Below are 21,218 nucleotides of genomic sequence, written 5' to 3'. Positions count from 1 at the left end.
ATCCCCCGCTAATTTGGGCGGGGGATATACACCTTGCCTGTATTATTTTGGTATTTGTATGTCATCCCCTGTTGTATTTAAAAACAAATGGCTTCCGTTTTTCCTTATTGCGCCACAACTTCTGATCACGTTTGTGTTCTTTATTTGGCCGGCAGGACAAGCGATTTATCAATCATCTCTACTTGAAGATGCTTTTGGTATGAGCCAAGAATTTGTTGGTTTCGAAAACTTCATGAACCTGTTTCATGATCCTAATTATTTAGATGCTTTTTTTACGACACTTCAATTTAGTATTAGTGTTGCCGTATTAGCATTAGTTTGCGCGTTAATATTATCGGCATTAGCCGAGCAAATTATCCGTGGCTCATTAGCCTATCGAACATTCTTAATCTGGCCTTACGCTGTAGCACCGGCTGTTGCTGGTTCATTGTGGCTATTTTTATTTGATCCAACGATTGGTGTGTTTACCGATATGTTGCATTTCTTGGGCGTAGATTGGAATCCCAAACTCAATGGCAGCCATGCGATGTGGATGGTGATCATTACTTCGACTTGGAAGCAAATCAGCTATAACTTTCTGTTCTTCTTAGCGGCATTACAATCTGTCCCTAAATCATTACACGAAGCAGCAGCTATCGATGGCAGTGGCCCAATTAAGCGCTTCTTAACGATCAGTTTCCCACTGATTTCCCCAACGAGCTTTTTCCTACTAGTCGTGAACTTTGTGTACGCCTTTTTTGATACCTTCGCGATTATTCATGCGATGACACAAGGCGGGCCAAGTAATAGCACCTCAACCTTGGTTTATAAGGTATTTAATGATGGCTTTATTGGATTAGATTTAGGTGGCTCAGCGGCACAGTCAGTGATCCTAATGATATTGGTTGCTTTATTAACGGTTATTCAATTTAAGTATGTTGAAAAGAAGGTAGCGTACTAATGGTAGAAAGAAGACCTCTTTTTAATTTTTGTTGTCATCTATTGTTGATACTTGGCGTGATCTCTATCGCGTTACCAGTATGGTTAGCCATTGTGGCAACGACACACGAAAATCATGATTTCGCGACAAGTACTCCTCTGTGGTTTGGTGATCTTGGGTTCAGTATTTTTAAAGATTTACTCAGTGGGCATACCGCTTTTAGTGATAAGTCATTATCCATAAATGGACTATTACTTAACTCGTTTATTATGGCGATATGTATCACTGTGGGTAAATTATCAATCTCTATTATGTCAGCTTATGCGGTGGTTTTCTTCCGTTTTCGTGGCCGTATGATTGCTTTTTGGTTGATCTTTTTTACCCTGATGTTACCTGTTGAAGTGCGTATTATGCCGACTTTTGAGGTGATCAGTAATTTGGGGATGTTGAATTCATTTTCAGGCTTAACCATTCCATTGATTGCTAGTGCAACAGCCACGTTCTTATTTAGGCAGTTCTTTTTAACGATTCCCAATGAACTTGTTGAAGCCGCACGTATTGATGGTGCAGGTCCAATAAAATTCTTTTTCGATATTTTATTGCCATTATCACGCACCAATATCGCAGCCTTATTTGTGATCACTTTTATCTACGGTTGGAACCAATATTTATGGCCGTTATTGATCACGACGGATACCCATTATTTCACTATCGTCATGGCGATCAAGCAAATGACGGGAGTGGTTGATGGCGTCATTGAATGGAACAAAATTATGGCAACCACGATTATCGCAATGTTACCACCAGTCATTGTTGTTATAGCAATGCAAAAAGCCTTTGTTAAAGGCCTAGTTGATTCGGAGAAATAAATGTCTACTTTAACGCTTAATAAAATTGCGAAATCTTACCCAAATGGTTTTAAAGCAATTCATGAACTGAACCTTGATATTTCAGACGGTGAAATGGTGGTATTAGTTGGTCCAAGTGGTTGTGGTAAATCAACATTGCTTCGCATGATTGCAGGGCTTGAAGAAATATCATCAGGGGATTTAAGCATAGATACGACAAGGGTCAATGATCTCGAACCGGGTGAGCGTGATATTGCGATGGTATTTCAAAACTATGCCTTATACCCCCATATGACGGTATTTAATAACATGGCTTATGGTTTACGTAACCGTAAAACGCCAAAGCACGAGATTGAACGCTTAGTCAATGAAGCTGCGACCATGTTAGAACTTGATCATTTATTGGATCGCAAGCCCAATCAATTATCGGGTGGTCAACGTCAGCGTGTCGCTATGGGACGAGCTATTGTAAGGCACCCTAAAGTGTTCCTCTTTGATGAGCCATTATCCAATCTCGACGCTAAGTTACGTGTTCAAATGCGCCTTGAAATCAAAAAGCTACAACGTCGCCTTGGTACGACATCTGTATACGTTACGCATGATCAGGTAGAAGCAATGACACTGGCTGATAAGTTAGTAGTGTTGAACAAAGGTAACGTCGAGCAAGTAGGGGCACCGATAGAAATTTATGACAACCCAGCATCTTTATTTGTTGCGACATTCATTGGTTCTCCCTCAATGAACATTCTTGATGCGAATATGACGTCTCAAGGTATTGAGCTAAATGGCTCTGTAAAATCATTATCAGCAAAACCTTTAGAGCAAAAGAAAGTGAAGCTTGGGCTTCGTCCTGAACATCTACAAATCGATAATGATCAGCCTTGGTTTAACGTTGAAGTCGAGTTTATTGAAGCGTTGGGGGCTGATTTATTACTTTATTGCCAGACACAAGAGCCCCAATCGCAACAGCTCGTTTTACGAGTAGAAGGGCACAGCCCAATTGAAATGGGCGATACTTTAGGGGTGAATATTAAACCTGAAAATATCCACTTATTTGATTGTGACACTTCCAAGCGCATACCTTATGATCACTTCAAACAAAACGAAGAAGTGATTCTTGGAGTGGTAAATGGTTGAGTCATTGGACAACGTAGATGTGCATCAGTTGAAAAAACTGAAATGGTTACTGACAGATGTCGATGATACGTTAACGTGGGAAGGTAAATTACCACCCGAGATGTTACAAGCATTAAGTAAACTCGAAGCCGTTGGTGTTAACGTTATTGCTGTAACGGGAGCTTGTGCCGGTTGGTGCGATCAAATGGCAAAGTTATGGCCTTTGCATGGTGTTATTGGCGAAAATGGCGCGTTTTGGATGCGTAAAGATCAGCAAGGTTTTACGACACACTATATTCGTAACGCCGAGATGATGAAAAGAGAGCAACAAACACTGAACCATGCTATTGAAAGTTTGCTACTGGATTATCCTGATGTAAGTTTGAGCCTTGATCAACCTTTTCGATTTTGTGATGTTGCCGTCAATATTGCACAAGATAGAGCGCCGTTACCTTCGGATGTAACGAAAACCATTCTTGAAAAGATAAAGCAACTTGATATTGAAGGGCAGAGAGTTCATGCAACACAAAGCTCAATTCATATTAATGCTTGGGTTGGTCATCATAGTAAACAGCAAACGAGTGAAGCTTACTTAACGCGATTTTTACTAGATGAAAAACTGGATCTAACTGAAATCAGTTATGTTGGTGACTCTTTAAATGATGAAGGTATGTTTGCATGGTTGCCATTAACATTTGGTGTTAATAATATCCGCGCATTATTACCTAAGTTAATTCATCACCCCCAATTTATTACGACAGAAAATGGGGGATATGGGTTTGCCGAATTAGCGGAAAAGATAGTTAAGGCAAAACAAACCCATTAATTAAAAAAGCACTCAATTGAGTGCTTTTTTATTAGCAATTTTCTTTAATAACGGCTCAAACTAAAAGTGTATTTACACATGCTACTAATGATTCTAACCGACGTCGCAGAATAACCGATAACCCAAAGCATTAAGATAATTTTCATGCTAATTTCTCCGCGTTAATATTTTGTTTATCGCTATTGGAGCAAACATTGAAAATTGAAGTATCTGTTCAGCCGTCTGAGCATCAATTACAAGTGATAAGTGATGGTATTAGCGCGTTTAACGCACCGTATTTACCCAATGATGGTGAGTTTGAATCAGGCTTACGTTTTGCCATTATGGCGCAGAATGAACAAGGTGAATATGTCGGTGGGCTGCAAGCGAGTGTGGTGTGGAGCTATTGCGTACTAGAGTTACTTTGGCTATCTGAAGAAACCCGTGGGCAAGGTGTAGGCTCTCAACTTATCGAACATTTAGCGGCGTTCGCGAAAGAAAAACAATTAACTCAAATACGTACTGAAACGTTAGATTTTCAAGCAAAACCGTTTTATGAAAAACAGGGATTTAAAGTCTATGGTGAAATTAATGATTCACCGAAAGGGCATAAAACGTACTTCTTAGTTAAGGCCTTAGCTTAGCGATATTTTTAGTTTTTGAATAAAAAAAGAATGGTACACCTAAAAATAAATTGGGCAATAATTTGCTTGAGGTGATTAAAAAGCGCTACTTAAATAGTTATGTAGCGCTTTTCAAACAGTTAAATTAAATGCTAATAAAGAACTTGATAATGAGCACCATCTATAAAGATTACTTTTTTCACCGAATCAACTTTTTCTTGTGCCTTTTTATTCGCAGCAATTAAAGCCTCTTTTTCTTTAGGAGGATGAGTAAAGCTTATTGCAAAGTCATCACCATTAAAAAGCTCAGTTGCTTTTGCTGCAATATATTTATCTTTTTCAGATAAAGAGTCATCTTCAATACTTAAGATTCTATATCCTCGCCAGGCATAGTTTGAACCTAAAGAAATACCTTGTGTCATTAATTCTTTATATATAGAACCATTCATTCTTTTATGTTTACCCTCAATTTTCATTAAGGATTCAATAGCAGGAACAAAGTTATAAAAGCGTGCATAATTAAGAAGTTCAATAGCGATTTCCTTCATTTCTTGATTAGAACTTTCTGACTTTCTCAAAATATTAGAGTATTCAACAAGCGGGTAATAATAGTGATTGTCTGCTGCATTGATAATGGCGTTAATATATTGCTCGTGGGTTAAATCTGGTTTTAATATCGTACTGTAATATACGGCACGAACGTCACCTGTTTTTGCTTGTTCTGCAAACAGTTTTTGTGCTTTTTCTACCCACTTCTCACTGCATTGTTTTTTAAAATACATATTACAATAGCGGCTATCTGGTGAAAAAAATAGAGCGGCATAGGGGTTACCTAACTCTGCTGCTTCCATTAACATTTTTCCGGCCTTCGGGGTATCATATATGCTCGAACCGTAGGTAATGGTGGCTAACCAATACATCGCTTCTGGATTTTTTTTATCAGCTAAAGGTTGAAGTGTTTTTTCAGCTTTTCCCCATAACTTACGCTGAATATTCAACACTCCTTCAAAAAGTGGATCACCTTGATGGTATATACTTGCGATATCAACGGTTGGACTTACTGACGATATAGGATTTTCCGAAAGGAATTTCTTAAAAACTTTAATATCAGCTTGTTGAGGTGTTGTAACCTCTGTACAGCCAACAGTTATAATCGATACTAGCGCAATAATTAGTATTTTAAATTTCATCAGTACTCCATGCGATTTTCTTAAATGTTTGAATACGTTTTTCGAGTTTTTTTCGTATTTTCTTTGTGTCTTCGTCGAGGTCATCGCCATTATAAAAGCATTTGTATTCCGTTGTTTTGATATCAAGTATGTGATTAGTCTCTAATTTATAAAGACTCATGTTTTTACAAAGTTCGGCTGATGAGCGGTTAAAGTCATAGCTATCAGAGCCACCTTCTTCTTCATGTTTGATAATAAACTTTGCTAACCTTAGCCAACTCGTTGTAAAGCTGTTCCATTGAGTGAGAGGGGATTGTTGCGACTCAATATCACCGTTCATTAATACAAGCGTTCGCTCAAATTGGTTTTGATTGGTGCCATTTGGTGAAGTTTTTAACCATCGCAAAACTTGTAAAATAGCAACAACTTGGATTGTATTATCTGCCGCCTTATCTTGATATGAAATTAGGCAGTTAAGTAAGCCTGATAGCGTCTCTGGTGGAAGGTTAACTATCCACGCTTGCATCCTATCTTTAATATCTGTTCTTAAAATCTGTTCAGATAGAAGCGGAGCATAGTCTTTCTTTAATACTTTATCTCTATGCGCTTTTAATTCTGATAAAGGTAACAGCATTACCTCACCCAAGCTTAATCCCAAAGCAATTGCTAATGTTAGGTAAAGGTTCAACGCCATGAAGTCTTTATTTTCATCGTTGCTATCGACATCGCCAAAGATGGCAATTTTACGAAAGCCACTTTGGTTTAGAATATTTAAACAACATGTAATAAATCTATCTGCGTTTTCAGGGTTTAACTCAATTGCTACTTTTCCTGAACAACCAGGCCCAACAATTAACTTTGCTATCGTTATTATATAAAAGCATCCATTTTGATATGTTAGCCGAAATTCAAAATGAGCACCGATACCATAATTTACAGAAGCTGAAGCACTTACCTTACCAAGTGGCAGGAGTTTATTATGGTCAATATTTCCTGAACCATTCGCTATGTTGACACTTGGTGGACGCCATAGGACTTCACCGGTTACAGAGCCGCCAGCTTCAACACCAACAAAAGCATCGGCTTTAAATCTACTTTCCATGACACCATTCAAATTAGATTTATTTATCGCAGCAGCTGAAGCCCCCGATTCTTTTTGACCAGCATGCGTGTTGTAATCTGGAATGCTGATAGCAGAGCCTTTGATACCGACGGTACCTTCTGAGTCACCAAGGCCAAAAGATAGACTTGTACCTAATTGACAAGTTGCTGCGGCAAGCCCATAGACTTGCCCTGTTATTTTAATGCAGACTTCGCCTGCATCGTATTCTTGACACTCAAAGTCAGCTGACTCGGTTTTCCTAAAATAAGGTATTTTAAGGGCATAGCCGCTAGGTTGATTGGTCTTTGATAGTGCTTTGGAAGCAACATTACGGTTTTTATCATTTAATGGTAACCAAGTAGAAAAAGTCATCTGGGCACTTAATAAGGTTAAGTTCCCTTTTATTTCTCCACCAAGGCCGATCTCTTTACTAAATTCAAATCCTGAAAAATTATCAACGGGGGTATTTATCTTTGCGCTGGCTTCTGATGAAAAACGAAAAAATTGAGCTTGAGCGTCTGCTACATACAAAGAATGTCCATTTTTTGGACCTTGACCCGCTTCGTAATGATAATTATCTGACCAAAAGGTATTATTTTTAGATAATGTTTGTATTTGTTTGGATAAATCCAGACCTTTAATTGTCGGTTTTTTTAGAGATTCTAATGCTTCTTCAAAAGTATTCTCATTTGATGGTTCTGCTTTTATAGCCTTTAAATTCGCCGTAATGTTTTTTACATGAACATTAGTGAAATTTTCTTTATTTTTTTCAGGCATATACCAATGAGGTGCTCTAACCCAAAATACAATGCCATCAGAGATAAAACTACACTCACAAATTTGTAAGTCATTTAAGCCTGCTTTATTAATAAAAGAACCTAATTTTTTTCTTTGTACTTTATGTTTAGATTCATCCCAAATAACAGTAAGCTTCTGCTTTTTTACTTCTTCTTCTATTTCTTTCGCTATATGAAATGTACTATTTCCTTTTAAAGCATTTTGATTACCAATTTTTTGTAAAATTTCTTTACGTGCTATTGCAACTTTTTTTATCCAAATTAGTTTTGTTAAAAAGTCAGGGCTTACACTTTCACCATTCAATAACAACTTTATGTCGCTGTTGAATTTCTTTAGAGTAAGGTTAACCACGCCAATGAGTGCAAGTGTCGGATAATAAGCCCAGTTACAAATAGAGGCCTCATTAGCAATATCTGTCGCATCTTTACCAGTACCACCCTGTAATTCAACATAGATCTTATCAATAATCGTTTGATCATTACTTCCAGTGTGAAGGTAATTTAGTGTTTCTGGAGTATTAGAAAAAAAACCTTTTCTTTCTCGCCAATCCTTGTAAGAGGGATTAAGAACAAGACTATCGGGACCGAAATGTTTTTTACTTGCATCAATACCAATCAATTGCTCTTTTGATAAGCACTGTTCTTTAATTACTAAACCATAATTGTTTAACTGTTGTAATTTCTTCGCAAATAGCCAAGAGGGTTTAACCGCGCGTGGGCTAGTTTTCATTTTTTCAACAGCAATATTAGCTGTTAATAGTTCATCGTTCCAAAAGCTTTCATAGTACTTATCAACATAAGAAGGCGATGAATAAATTAAATCTTCATCGCTTTCTTTCCTTTTATCGTGCATTGTTTCAATACATTGCCTGATATCAACTTGCTTTTTACTAGTAAATACCTGACTTTTTTCATCAAAAACAAAGTTCGTCCCATCGTCAGATTTTTTTGTTTGAGCCTTACCTTCAGCGATGCGTTCTATTGACGCTATTTTTTCTTCTAAAGTCTCAACTAATTTATGATGTGCTTTCCGAATTGCATTTTGTCGTAATTCAAACGCAACTTGCGCATTATTATATTCTGAAATAAATACTGCTGAATTAAGTAAATAATTATTAGTAGTAGAGAATAGTGTATCGAAACTATGCTTCAGCTTTTCCCATGTATACGCACCTGTAATGAAGTCATCGATATCAATATTATGCTGTTTTGCCAATTGAACAATAGCTTCATCTTTACCATCTTTATAGAAATTAATGGCACCTGATTTAACGACTAAGATGTGAAGAAGTAAATCATGATATTGTCTTTTTTGCTCTTTAGATAAAAACTGATCATGTGGTTTAGTTTCAAATTTTGATAAAACACCTAATTTATTTATGTTGTTAAAGATTGCTTCTTTGTTATTTGGTATGATTGTATTTTCAAGATTTCCTTTTTCTTCCAATATTTTATTTTTTGCTTCTTGAGTTACTGCATACCAAGTTTTTTTACCTGTTTTAGGGTGAGCTGGTACGTATAGAATATCTACAAAATTAGGTATAATGTGTGAGCAAGTACTATTGCCATTAGCTGGTTTTTGTGGCGCTTTAGGAAGTGCGATTCTTACTTCAGGATTTGAAATATTGATAACTTCGCCTTCAGAAATAAGATCAACGTTGCGTAGCTGCTCACTGTTAAGCTTTTGTAGTTCTTCTAACGTTGTATTGAATCGCAGGGCAATTAAGCTAAGACAGTCACCTTTTGTTATTGTGTACGTCGTCATTGTTGAACCTATTGTTTAAAGCATGTAGAAACCAGAGCGTAATGACCGGTTGGTGAATATTGGAAATGAATATTTTCTTGTTGAATCGATTTAATATGTTGCTCTTCGTCTGTCCAATATAGGGCTTTCGCTGGACCAAGTAATGTCGCTAAGTCTTGAGGCGAAACCTTACATTGATCACTTTCAATTTGTTCCCACATAACATTGGTGTAATACCGAAATAGCATCTTTTTACCGTCCACTTGAATAATCAGCAATTTCTGAAGGTGGTTAAGTAATGTGTTTGTTTCAACGGATGCGTCAACGGCAAACATGACTGAACTTGAATCGAAGTAGGGCATTGCTTTCCATTTATCTAACGCTGACTTGTCTTGCCCTAAGTTCAATAGTAACGGACTTTGATCTATCAAATATTCAAAATCACACTCTTTAAAAAGAGCGATGTTTTGTTCAATTGAAAAAGAGTTATTTACTATTAAAAATGCATCGGGGATACGAACTGTATCAACGAGTAACCAATAATTCAGCGACATTATGCATCTCCTCTACATGGGCAATCATCAAGTGGGCAACTGCCATCTGTTTGTTTTTGACAAAGCTTTGCAAGAGGAACATTAGCAATTGCCAATGTTTCCATGGTTGCAGGGGAGAGTTGAAGGGGTAAAGGATTTAATGCCACAGCCGCTTCTACTGCACCCGGCAGTAATGGAGATTGTCCAGCAAAGCCAGAGCCACTGCCCGCACTGCCACCTGCATTGATGTTTATCGCTGCCCCCGAGATCGAAACGCCGGATGCATCTATTTTGATAAAGCTGCCGCCAGCCTTCAGCGTGATTTCAGCACCCGCTTCAATCACGGCTTTTGAGCCAGCTTTAAGGTGTACTTCATTACCCGCATCCACCAGTAAGGCTTGGCCTTGTTTCATGTGTAAGCTGCCATCAACCGAAAGGGTTTGATCGGCTTTCACATGTGTACGGCTTTCACCGTCGACGGTTAGGTGGTCGTGGGTTTTGATGTGGGTGAAACGTTCATTGTCTACATCAAGGTGTAAATCGTGTTTGATGTCGTCTTTGCGATCATTTCCCACCATTATGTTCACGTCTTTTTGTGCGTGAACGTAGATTTCTTCTTTACCTGCTTGGTCTTCAAAGCGCAGCTCGTTATAGCCATCACCTTGGTGCGTTTCTGTACGCAATACCGTGCGGGTTTTATTCGCTGGTAATGGGTAAGGAGGCTTGTTGGTCGCATGGTAAGTACGGCCAGTGATAATCGGTTGGTCTGGATCGCCTTCTAAGAAACTAACAATGACCTCGTGTCCAATACGTGGCAGTGCGATCATGCCATATTGGCTCCCCGCCCAACCTTGGGAAACACGTATCCAGCAACTCGCATTATCATCACTGTTACTGTATCTGTCCCATGGGAATTGGACTTTGACGCGACCATATTCATCACAGTAAATCTCTTCGCCTTCAGGGCCAACAACCATCGCAATTTGTGGGCCATCAACACGAGGCTTAGCCGTGTAGGGTGCTCGCCATGGGCGATGACCGGGTATCACAATAAAATCATTGTTATAGGTCGTTACGCCTTGCCCGCCAGCTTCTTCTAATGCTTGCGGTTGCGTGCCCATATGGTTAACCGCCACCACGAGCCATTCGTCATTACATTGCTCATCATCGTGCTCTTGCAAGGCAAAGTTCACCCCAGCAATTAACCCGTGGGTGTTACTTTCACCATAGGCTGTATTGGCATCACGACGTAATGACTCGAGTCGAAAAGAAGTAAACGGCTTACCACTGGCATCGTCTTTGTACCGCCCTGGGTAATCGTAATGTTCGTAATTGGCCTGCTGGTAATCGGCTTCTTTCGCATTGGCTGTTTGTAAGAAGCTATAAGCTGGCTTTTTAAAGCTGTAATCTTTGAGTTGCGCAGATGATGGGCGAATTTGCGTATGGCGAGCAAAGGTGCGTACAAAAGGCACGCCGCTTTGCCCACCACTGCGGCTGTTATAGGCCAGTGGTGCCGTCAGTCGAGCGGCACTTTGGGTGTCATCAGAAAAGCGCAGGGTATTCTTTTTATTATCATGGACAAAGCTGTAAAACAGGCCTTCTTCTGCGGCAATGCGGTCGATAAAGGCTAAGTCCGTTTCACGGTACTGGACGCAATATTCACGCGGCACGTAATCTCGCGTTAAAACGAAATCAACATCGGTAATCCCTAATTCTTGTAGTATCACCGAGATAATTTCAGGCACCGTTTGTGTTTGAAAAATTCGGCTATTATGGCACAACGCGAGGCGGGCTGCTGGCGGTACAAATTCTACCTGATACAAGGTGTGGTGATGGCCTGTGTCACCCTGGGTAAAACGTCTAATAATGCCATGCCATTGCTGTTGCTGCTCACCGTCTCGCCAGACCGTGAGCGTGGCGGTGTTATCGACGGTTTCTTGCGGCGTATAGGCAGGGTGACGACTGGCTAAGTCGATGGTAAAGGCGAAAGGCAAAGACAGGCTGTCAGTGCCTGAAAATTGTGTGACGGCAAAGGCATCGGCATCTAGCCCATCGACTTCAAATGTAAATTGCAAACCCGTTTTTGTTGCCATACTGACCTCGTGATTAAACCTTTGCTAACGTCGGCCTTGCGGCGTATTTAGCAAAGGCATAAACGAAAAGCAGCCTACACAGGTGTGTAGGCTGATACATAGTTGAGTGCGATTACGCTTCTAGCGGTGCACGCCAGTCATCAGCACCTGATGTGCCCGATACAGTGTGATCCCAGTTAATTGCACGGTAAGACATTGATACTTCGATAAGCTGAGTAAAGTCTTCTTTTGATGAATCTTGGCAGTGTGGCATGTGCGTGTTGATATCAACAATCGTTGCATCGGTCAGCGTCGTAGTGAAGTAGTGCTCTTGCTTACCTTCAACCGATGTGCGGTACCACTTCAGCTCTACAGACGGTAGCATCTCACCTGATGCCAATGAGTTGTACATCAGAGGAACAGCTTTGTTCAGTGCCACGGTAAATTTAAATGGCTTGTGAACACGTTGACCTGAAGGCTGACCTGATTGTGGGTCTGTAGGAACAGTAACAACGTGCTTGAATTCTTGAACAAGCATTTGGTCTTCGTGACCTTCAACATAGATGTTACCGACAGAATCAGCCGTGAATGCACCCGCAGTGATGTTACCCTGAGTTTGGCCTTGGATTGCGATATAACAAGGAGTTGGCATCTTAATATCCTATTTTATGATGGATTAAATTACACAGCCTATGCTGTGACGACGTGCTGTTAAAGCATGAAGTGTGCCAACTTTTAACTGTATGAAAAATATGAGCTTTGCGTTTTTATGCTTTTAAATATTGAGCAATATATTGCCCAGATGGGCAAGATCTTGCTTGATTTTGGCAAGATCTTGCTTACTTTTGTGATTAAAGAATTTTTATTGGTAATGATTTATCACTTGAATAAGCAATGATTAAGGGCTTAAAAAAATGGCTAATAAATTAAAAAACACGCAATAGATATGTTTAATAAAATGTAAATAATAAAGTTTATTTAACAATCTCTTTTTTTAATGGAGCTTATTAATAACGAAATGGGCAAGATCTTGCTCGAATGTTAAATGTCAGACATTGCTTCAAATTTATTACTTACATTTTTTTATTAGTGAGGAATAGCAAAGTATTATTAAAATCATATCCTTTATTCTATTCTGTTATATTAATTAGATTCTATAAATTATTAATAGAATGAAGCACATTTTTATGCTGAAAATTTTATATCAGAGTTCGCTTTTTGGAAATAGTGTCACATAGCTTTGGTTTTTTTTAATTTAATCAATATGTTAAATAAACGGAGTGTTTTGGTCTGGCACTTAGCATTAATTTGCATTTACTGGGCTTAAGGTGTTGAAAATGTTTGTTTTTATGTTGTGTTTCAATTTGTTAAAAATCTCGTTTGTATATATTAATAGATGTTGATGCCTCATAATCCATACACTTTGGCTTGATATGCAACGGCAATTACTATTTAATTCGCTGCGAGCATTATTTGTTGTCTAAAAGCATTTTTGTTGGTTAGAAAATAATATAAGTAATAAAGCATATTTAATTAAAATAACATTTTCATTTTTATAAAATTCATTTTTAATTTGTTAAAGATGTTAAATCTGCTGGTTTATCTATTCGTTGTAAATAATAAAAATAACGGGGTTTAAAATGTCTAAAGAAGGCACCGTCGCACCTAAAGAACGTATTAATATAAAATATGTTCCTCACAAAGGTGATGTTCAATCTGAAGTAGAGCTACCATTAAAAACACTTGTTGTGGGTGAATTTAAAGGTGATGGGGAAGATAAACCGATTGAAGAGCGTAAAGCCGTTTCAGTTGATAAAAATAACTTTGAATCTGTTATGCGTGAAAGTAAATTATCGTTGACAACTTCTGTGAAAAACAAACTTTCAGACGATGATTCTGACTTATCAATTAATCTTTCAATTAAAAGTCTTAATGATTTTTCTCCTGATGCAATCAGTCAACAAGTTCCAGAATTAAAAAAACTGATTGAATTAAGAGAAGCATTAGTTGCTTTAAAAGGGCCACTTGGAAATATTCCAGCATTTCGTTCTCGTCTTCAAGAGCTAATTGAATCTGACGAGTCACGTGAAAAGCTACTTAACGAGTTACAGCTTGTTAGTGGCGAAGGTGAGAAATAGTAATTTTCTTTTGGCTTTAATTTTAAGAGAACGATAAATGTCTTTACAAAAAACACTTGAATCTTCAAGTACAACTGAAAGCAGTTTACTTGATGAAATTATGCTTCAAACACGCATGACTCCGTCCGATGAAGGTTATGACATTGCCAAGAAAGGGGTGGCTGCATTTATTGAAAACTTACTGGGTAATGCTGGTGTAGAACAAGTCAATAAAGGACTTGTTGATCAGATGCTTGTTGAGTTAGATAGTAAGATCAGTTCGCAAATGGATGAAATTTTACACTGTGAAGAGGTTCAAAAGGTTGAATCAGCTTGGCGTAGTGTGAAGATGCTTGTTGATCGCACTGATTTTCGTGAAAACAATAAAATTGAATTATTGCATGCAACTAAAGAAGAGCTTTTAGACGACTTCGAATTTGCGCCAGAGACGTCTCAATCTGGTTTATACAAGCATGTATATTCGTCTGGGTACGGACAATTCGGTGGCGCTATCATTGGTAATTACGCATTCACTCCATCATCACCTGATATTAAGCTACTTCAATACATTGGTGCTGTGGGAGCAATGGCTCATGCTCCATTTATCTCAAGTGTAGCACCAGAATTCTTTGGTATCGAATCTTTTGAAGATTTACCAAATATTAAAGATTTAAAAGCAACATTTGACAGCCCTCGCTATATTAAATGGCGACAATTACGTGAATCTGAAGATTCTCGTTACCTTGCATTAACGGCTCCACGTTTTCTTCTTCGTACCCCGTACGATCCAGAAGAGAACCCAACTAAAACATTTAATTACCGTGAAAACGTGAGTGATTCACACGAAAGCTACTTATGGGGTAATACCTCTTTTGCTTTGGCTTCACGTTTAACTGATAGCTTTGCTCAATACCGTTGGTGTCCAAATATCATCGGTCCTCAAAGTGGCGGTACTGTTGAAGATTTACCTGTTCATTTATTTGAATCTTTGGGTGAATTACAAGCAAAAATCCCAACAGAAGTGTTAGTGACAGATCGTAAAGAATTTGAATTAGCTGAAGAAGGTTTTATTGCATTAACCATGCGTAAAGGTAGTGATAACGCTGCATTCTTCTCTGCAAACTCAGTTCAGAAACCAAAAGTGTTCCCTAATACGAAAGAAGGGCGCGAAGCTGAAATGAACTTCAAATTAGGTACTCAATTGCCTTATATGATGATCATTAACCGCTTAGCGCACTATGTGAAAGTATTACAACGTGAACAAATTGGTTCTTGGAAAGAGCGTCAAGATCTTGAGCGTGAATTGAACGCATGGATTAAACAATTTGTGGCTGATCAGGAAAACCCACCCGCTGATGTTCGTAGTCGCCGTCCTTTGCGTGCTGCGAAAATTGAAGTGCTTGATGTTGAGGGCGATCCAGGTTGGTACCAAGTGGCATTGTCTGTTCGTCCTCACTTTAAATACATGGGCGCAAACTTTGAGTTATCACTAGTTGGTCGTTTAGATCAGGCATAATTTCAATGTCTTATATAGAACTAGAAGATAGGGCTTATGGTGTTAGTCTCTTTGAACGATTAGAGACTAACGCGCCACGAAAAGTGATGACGAAAGGGCCAGATGCTAAACATGTTTTAAGCTCAATTAAGCGCAATGTTGCGCAATTACTTAACACTCGTTTGGGTGAAGCATTATGCGCGCCACATTTAGGATTAATTGATTTTAATGATGCAACTTTAGGTACGCATGATCTGGCATTACAAATTAAGCTGGCAATTCGTCATTGTCTTGAGCGCTACGAGCCACGTTTAGACAAGATTGATATTCAATATGTGCCAAATGATGAAAGTCCATTAAATATTTTCTTTCATATTACAGCATGTATTAATTCAAGAGCACTGCATAATTCGGTGCGTATTGATTTGATGTTGGATAATAGTCGTAAATACAGAGTAATGTAACTTTGTCACAAGAAAAATATTTTAGGGATGAGCTTGCTTTTTTAAAAGAGCAAGGCGTTGCTTTTGCTGAAGTACATCCTCAATTATCTCGTTTTTTACAAGGGAAAAATACAGATCCTGATGTTGAACGATTATTAGAGGGCTTTGCTTTTTTAACGGCTCGTTTGCGTGAAAAAGTTGAAGATGAATTTCCTGAGCTCACACATTCAATAATCAACATGCTTTGGCCTAATTACTTAAGGCCTGTACCAAGCTTTAGTATTGTTCAATTTACACCTATTGAAAAAGCAATAAGTGTTCGTCAAACAATACCAGCCAATACAGATGTTGATAGTGAAGCGGTGTTCGATACTGTTTGTCGGTTTAGAACTTGCCGAAACCTAGATATTTATCCTTTGGAGTTGGTTGATGTTGCGACTACCCATAGCCGGGAGTCGTCAATCATTGATTTAAATTTCGATGTATTAGGCGAACAAGGTTTACCTGATATAGATCTAAAAACGCTGTCATTGTTCTTAGGTGGACATCAGTACAGCGCGCAGATGCTGTATTTATGGCTAAACCATTATTTATCACATATTGAATTAGTGTGTGGTGATAAAACGATATCGATTCCTGCATCACAATTTAAAAGCCGTGGCTTTGATTCTGCTGATGCGGTAATGCCATATCCAAAAAATGTTTATGAAGGTTATCGTATTTTACAAGAGTACTTAACGTTTCCAGATGCATTCTTATTTGGTGATTTGGTTAATCTTGATCGTTATATCACACCGGATATGGGTAGAAAGTTTCAATTGAAATTTATTTTTTCAAGAACGCTACCTGCCGATGTTCGCGTACGTAAAGATAGCTTTAAACTATTTTGTACACCGATTATCAATCTATTTACTCATGATTCTGATCCTATCGATTTAACGGGAAAGCGGGCGGAATATCGCATTGCACCATCAAGTCGTCTACCTGCTCATTATGAAATTTTTAGTATTGATCATGTAGAGGGGCGACAAGAAGATCATAAGTTACGTTCAAAGGGGCAAAAGCGTGTTTATACCTCTTTTGAAAGTTTTCAACATGAAATCGAACGTTCCCGCCACCGATTAGCACTCTATTACCGCGCAAGAGTGAGAGAGAGTGTAAGAAATGATGGTTTTGATCATTACATTTCATTTGTTCGTGGGGATGAAACGCTAAATGTCGGAACCAGTGAAGCGATTTCATTGCAGTTAACGTGTACGAATCGACAATTGCCATTGGAGTTAGGGGTCGGTGATATTTGTGTGCAAACAAACAGTTCACCATCTTTTGTGACATTTTCTAACATCACAGAACCAACACAGCCGTTAAGGCCGACGTTAGATGGCAGCTTGTTGTGGACATTGATTTCAAATTTATCGCTTAACTATCTTTCATTGCTTTCGAAAGATGCACTGTGTTCTGTACTTCGAGCATATGACTTTAGAGCACTTGTCGATAGGCAAGCTGAACGTGTTGCTAAACAAAGACTTGATGGGATCGTAAAAATTACATCTAAGCCGATTGAACGGATCATCAAAGGATTACCTGTTCGAGGTTTACTGTCTGAGTTAGTGCTTAACGAAGAAGCGTTCAGCTCTGAAGGGGATTTATATTTGTTTGGAAGTGTGTTGAGTCGCTTCTTTTCTTTATATGCAAGTATCAATTCATTTCATGAGCTTATTGTAATTAACAGTGTCAATCAGGAACGATATTCATGGGGAACGCAGACGGGTCTACAGCCTTTGATATAGATCTTGATTGTGACCATCTTGCATCCGATCAATTAGCAATATTAGAGCAACAAGTTCGGTCTTATGACTTTTATCAATTAGTAGAGCTTTTACAGCGCTTAGCTGATGAAGATCCTGAAACCGAAGGTTGGGAAACGCATTGTCGTTTACTGTTTAAAGCCAATCCGAGTTTAGGGTTTGCTGCGAGTGATATTTCAAAATTAGAGATGTTGGAGCAAGGTGGTTTCTGTTTAGAAACGACGTTCTTTGGATTAAATGGTGCTCAATCGCCATTACCTGGCTTTTTATTAGAAGAAATAGCATCTGAGAGTGAAACGGGGTTAAGACGACATTTTCTCGATTTCTTTAATAACCGACTATTGGCGTTGGTATATCGAATTTGGCGTAAATACCGTTATTACATTCGGTTTAAAGAAAATGCCAGTGATGTCTTCTCTTCTCAGTTATTTGCTTTAGTCGGTTTGGCTGATGAAGACCTTCGTGGTGAAACTGCAATTAACTGGGGGAAAATGCTCTCATACGCCGGCACATTAGCTGGTAGAAGTCGTTCCCCACAAATTGTTGCAGGTATCATTTCGCATTGTTTTGATTTGGATAACGTTGTTATTCGTCAGTGGGTAGAGCGAAAAGTAGACATACCAAATCATCAACGAATGTGTCTTGGAAATGCAAACTGTGAGTTAGGTGAAAGTACGATTATTGGCTCGACTGTTCGTGATTGCACGGGAAAATTTGTTATTGAGATTAAAGATCTTACTCAATCACGATTCAATGATTTTTTACCATCAGGTAAAGAGTACCAGCCGTTTTGTAAGCTGGTCGAATTTATTCTTCGTGAGCAAATGGCATTTGACCTGGAGTTAGAACTTAAAGAAGACGAAGTACCTTCATTGCAATTGATACAAGGCTCAACGCTGTCGCTAGGTTGGTCTTCTTTCTTAGGTGAGACGAATAACAACCGTAAAGTTTGTATACAAGTTCGTCAGTAAAGGGGCTAAAAATGGCGGAACAACAACGACTAAAGTTAAAAGTTACTAATACTCGGTTCTTAGAACCGGGTTTGTCGGCAACGAAAGAATTTTCATCTGCTGGTGGCACGATTGGCTCTAGTTCATCGAGTTTTTGGCACCTAGCTGATAGAGACGGAGTTTTGGAACCGATTCACTGTCAGATCACACTGATTGATGGCTGTTTTTGTATCACTGATATTTCAAATCAAACCTATATCAATGGTGCTTCAATGCCGATTGGTTGGCAAAAGCATGCACGTTTAAATGAAAATGATGTTATTTCAATTGGTCCTTATTTAATTCGTGTTTCTATCGGTGAAGCTTGTACTGAAAATGATAAAGACATTGAAGAGATGCTATCTAAATCAACTGATATTGATTTATTTGGCGATGAGTTGGATGTCACTACCAAAGAACAAAAAGCGAATGTCGATGATCCATTATTAGCACTCGATCAACTCAAACATAAAGCAGAAGTGGAATCGTTAATCACACGAAATAAGCCAGCAGCGTCTCTTAATAATGCACAGTCATTAATTTCTGAATGTGATTCGTGGATCGGTGACGCCCAGACAATACAAGCAGATACTGAAAATGACACAACATCTGCTATTACATTAAGCGGTTTTAAATCTACGTTGAATGCTGATGAAAAATCATCGGGATACATAGCGACAACTCTAAATAGCAAGGAACTAAAAATGGACGATAACACGCTGGATCTACTTGAAGAAGAAATGGGACGAGGTTTTTCTGGTTCGAATAATCATTCGATGGTAGCAACAGATGAAAACCATTTATTAACGGGTCCGCTATTTCGTGGTTTAGGTGTTAGAACGAATAACAGTGATGATTTAGCTGAAATGCAAATGTTATCTGAAGAGATGGGGGCATCATTACAAGCTGCAGTGAAAGGGTTAATAGAACTTCATCAACAAGTTAACACCAGTCGATATGGTGTGATGAATAAGAACTTACAACCTATTGAAGATAACCCGTTACGACTTGGTTTAAATTATGACGAAACGGTACAGGTTATGTTTGATAGCCAACGTAGCCTTGTTCACTTATCTGCACCAGCAGCCATTGAAGAAAGTCTTCGAACAGTTAAAGATCATAATGATGCTGTACATACTGCAATTAGCGAAGCACTGAATCAAATTATTCAAGCCTTTTCACCTGAAGTGTTGATGCGTAGATTTTTACGTTATCGTCGTCCTGGGCAATCGGTTGGTGAATCACCAGAAGCATGGGCTTGGGAAATGTATCAAAGTTATCATAAAGAATTGACTTCAAATCGTCAGCATGGATTTGAAAAGTTATTCTGGGAGATCTTTGATCAATCTTACGATAATGTAGTGGTCAACTAAAATTGGCCACGGTTTTAGAGTTTTCCCAATATAATCGTTCTGATTCGTTGGGAGTTAGGCCGCCATTATATTGATGCGGCCTGAGTTGACAGTAATACCCGATAATGTAGCGGATGATCTCTTGTTGAGCTTCAGCAAAACTACGATAACCCACTGTTGGCACCCATTCGGTCTTTAAGCTTCTAAAGAAACGCTCCATTGGTGCATTATCCCAGCAATTTCCTCGGCGAGATAAACTCTGTTTTATCTTAAAACGCCACAGTAATTGACGGTACTTTCGACTTGTATAGTGGCTACCTTGATCGCTGTGGAACATGACGCCTTTCGGCTTACCACGCGACTCATAAGCCATTGAAAGAGCTTTGCCTGTCAGACTGGAATCAGGTGATAAAGACATCGACCAACCAATCACTTTGCGGGCAAAAAGATCAATAACAACCGCTAAATACATCCAGCGATTTCCTGTCCAAATATACGTAACATCACCAACCCAAACTTCATTTGGGGCGGTAACAGCAAACTGTCGGCCCAAGTGATTTGGAACCTCAACATGTTCTTGAGAAGCCTTTCTGTATCGATGCTTTGGCTGTTGGCAACTGACTAAACCAAGCTCTCTCATGAGTTTTGTTGCTCGGTATCGGCTCAGTTTTAAACCCTGATTTGTGACTATATCTGCAATAGTCCTCGCTCCCGCAGAGGCGTTGCTTGCTGCGTGGGCCTCACTAACTAAGCTGCGAAGTTTGACTGTTTCCGCCCTAATCGCTGTTGGACGCTTTAGCCAATAGTTATAACTACTTCGATGAACATTGAAGACTTCGCATAATGTTTTTACGCTATAGCTCTGCTTGAGTTTCTTGATCATCAAGAATTGTTCAGTGAGTCCGACATCAACAGAGCCGTGGCTTTTTTTAATATTTCATTATGCTCTTCAAGACGAGCTAACTTCTTTTTTAATTCCCGAATTTCTATTTGCTCAGGGGTCATAGGCGAAGCTTTTGGCGTTTTGCCTTGTCGTTCTTGTTTAAGCTGACGAACCCATTTATCCATCGTGGATTTACCCACATTCATGGCTTGGGCGGCTTCTGCCACTGAGTAATTTTGATCAATCACTAACTGTGAAGCCTCGAGCTTGAATTCTGCGCTGAATAGTCGTCTTGTACGATTTGTCATAGTGTCACCTGTTAACGTATGAAGTGATGATATCACCTCTAACTAAGTGACCAAATTCACTATGCCACTACAATAAGAACCTGCGTGATAAACAA

Annotated in this window: 17 protein-coding genes; 11 read left to right on the top strand and 6 right to left on the bottom strand. The window is 38.8% G+C overall.

Going from position 1 to position 21,218, the window contains the following annotated elements; all coding sequences use genetic code 11:
* Window positions 1-58 precede the first annotated feature (58 nt).
* From ugpA to SKA34_RS03380, 5 genes are all read left to right on the top strand, one after another.
* Window positions 59-940, top strand: a complete 882-nt coding sequence (gene ugpA, locus SKA34_RS03400) for a sn-glycerol-3-phosphate ABC transporter permease UgpA (protein ID WP_005364408.1) — start codon at window positions 59-61, stop codon at window positions 938-940.
* Window positions 940-1,788, top strand: a complete 849-nt coding sequence (ugpE, locus tag SKA34_RS03395) for a sn-glycerol-3-phosphate ABC transporter permease UgpE (protein WP_006644110.1) — start codon at window positions 940-942, stop codon at window positions 1,786-1,788. The genes ugpA and ugpE overlap by 1 nt, the downstream gene beginning before the upstream one ends.
* On the top strand, window positions 1,789-2,904 hold the full coding sequence (locus tag SKA34_RS03390) for a sn-glycerol-3-phosphate import ATP-binding protein UgpC (RefSeq protein ID WP_006644109.1): 1,116 nt from the start codon (window positions 1,789-1,791) through the stop codon (window positions 2,902-2,904). It abuts the gene before it with no gap.
* Window positions 2,897-3,709, top strand: coding sequence for an HAD-IIB family hydrolase (locus SKA34_RS03385; protein ID WP_006644108.1), 813 nt, complete (start codon window positions 2,897-2,899; stop codon window positions 3,707-3,709). Before SKA34_RS03390 ends, SKA34_RS03385 begins: the two co-directional genes overlap by 8 nt.
* 194 nt (window positions 3,710-3,903) lie before the next feature.
* A complete protein-coding gene (locus SKA34_RS03380; RefSeq protein WP_006644107.1) occupies window positions 3,904-4,332 on the top strand; it encodes a GNAT family N-acetyltransferase in 429 nt (142 codons plus the stop codon).
* A gap of 131 nt (window positions 4,333-4,463) precedes the next feature.
* On the opposite strand, the gene SKA34_RS22575 is transcribed toward SKA34_RS03380, so the two are convergent.
* The 5 genes from SKA34_RS22575 to SKA34_RS03355 all read right to left on the bottom strand — a co-directional run bounded on the left by SKA34_RS22575 (window position 4,464) and on the right by SKA34_RS03355 (window position 12,380).
* Entirely contained in the window at window positions 4,464-5,501 is a 1,038-nt protein-coding gene (locus SKA34_RS22575; RefSeq protein ID WP_006644106.1) for a hypothetical protein, read from the bottom strand.
* Window positions 5,491-9,144: a LysM domain-containing protein gene (locus SKA34_RS03370; RefSeq protein ID WP_006644105.1), complete on the bottom strand. Its 3,654-nt coding sequence runs from the start codon at window positions 9,142-9,144 to the stop codon at window positions 5,491-5,493. The genes SKA34_RS22575 and SKA34_RS03370 overlap by 11 nt, the downstream gene beginning before the upstream one ends.
* A gap of 8 nt (window positions 9,145-9,152) precedes the next feature.
* Window positions 9,153-9,677, bottom strand: coding sequence for a DUF4123 domain-containing protein (locus SKA34_RS03365; RefSeq protein ID WP_006644104.1), 525 nt, complete (start codon window positions 9,675-9,677; stop codon window positions 9,153-9,155).
* Entirely contained in the window at window positions 9,677-11,749 is a 2,073-nt protein-coding gene (locus SKA34_RS03360; protein ID WP_006644103.1) for a type VI secretion system tip protein VgrG, read from the bottom strand. The genes SKA34_RS03365 and SKA34_RS03360 overlap by 1 nt, the downstream gene beginning before the upstream one ends.
* Window positions 11,750-11,861: 112 nt before the next feature.
* A complete protein-coding gene (locus SKA34_RS03355) occupies window positions 11,862-12,380 on the bottom strand; it encodes an Hcp family type VI secretion system effector (protein WP_006644102.1) in 519 nt (172 codons plus the stop codon).
* 988 nt (window positions 12,381-13,368) lie between these two features.
* On the opposite strand from SKA34_RS03355, the gene tssB reads away from it, so the two are divergent.
* The 6 genes from tssB to tagH are packed head-to-tail and all read left to right on the top strand — an operon-like array spanning window position 13,369 to window position 19,953.
* Window positions 13,369-13,866, top strand: coding sequence for a type VI secretion system contractile sheath small subunit (gene tssB / locus SKA34_RS03350; RefSeq protein WP_006644100.1), 498 nt, complete (start codon window positions 13,369-13,371; stop codon window positions 13,864-13,866).
* 37 nt (window positions 13,867-13,903) lie between these two features.
* Window positions 13,904-15,361: a type VI secretion system contractile sheath large subunit gene (gene tssC, locus SKA34_RS03345; protein ID WP_006644099.1), complete on the top strand. Its 1,458-nt coding sequence runs from the start codon at window positions 13,904-13,906 to the stop codon at window positions 15,359-15,361.
* Window positions 15,362-15,366: 5 nt separating this feature from the next.
* Window positions 15,367-15,804 carry a type VI secretion system baseplate subunit TssE gene (gene tssE / locus SKA34_RS03340; RefSeq protein ID WP_006644098.1) on the top strand — a complete coding sequence of 146 codons (438 nt, stop codon included), beginning with the start codon at window positions 15,367-15,369 and terminating at the stop codon, window positions 15,802-15,804.
* A 2-nt stretch (window positions 15,805-15,806) separates the two neighbouring features.
* The gene (gene tssF, locus SKA34_RS03335) at window positions 15,807-17,573 is read left to right on the top strand and encodes a type VI secretion system baseplate subunit TssF (RefSeq protein WP_006644097.1); all 1,767 of its coding nucleotides are present in this window, start codon (window positions 15,807-15,809) and stop codon (window positions 17,571-17,573) included.
* Window positions 17,537-18,562 carry a type VI secretion system baseplate subunit TssG gene (gene tssG, locus SKA34_RS03330; protein ID WP_006644096.1) on the top strand — a complete coding sequence of 342 codons (1,026 nt, stop codon included), beginning with the start codon at window positions 17,537-17,539 and terminating at the stop codon, window positions 18,560-18,562. Before tssF ends, tssG begins: the two co-directional genes overlap by 37 nt.
* An 11-nt stretch (window positions 18,563-18,573) precedes the next feature.
* Window positions 18,574-19,953 carry a type VI secretion system-associated FHA domain protein TagH gene (tagH, locus tag SKA34_RS03325; RefSeq protein ID WP_006644095.1) on the top strand — a complete coding sequence of 460 codons (1,380 nt, stop codon included), beginning with the start codon at window positions 18,574-18,576 and terminating at the stop codon, window positions 19,951-19,953.
* Here the strand turns inward: tagH and SKA34_RS03320 are convergent.
* Window positions 19,946-21,123 (bottom strand): IS3 family transposase gene (locus tag SKA34_RS03320; RefSeq protein ID WP_086004105.1). Its coding sequence is split into 2 segments (ribosomal slippage): window positions 19,946-20,865 and window positions 20,865-21,123, totalling 1,179 coding nucleotides; the frame shifts between segments, so codons are not numbered across the junction. The genes tagH and SKA34_RS03320 overlap by 8 nt on opposite strands.
* Between the last annotated feature and the right edge of the window lie 95 nt (window positions 21,124-21,218).

Source organism: Photobacterium sp. SKA34 (genome assembly GCF_000153325.1).
Classification (GTDB): Bacteria; Pseudomonadota; Gammaproteobacteria; order Enterobacterales; family Vibrionaceae; genus Photobacterium.
This window is presented reverse-complemented; position numbering and strand designations above follow the sequence as displayed.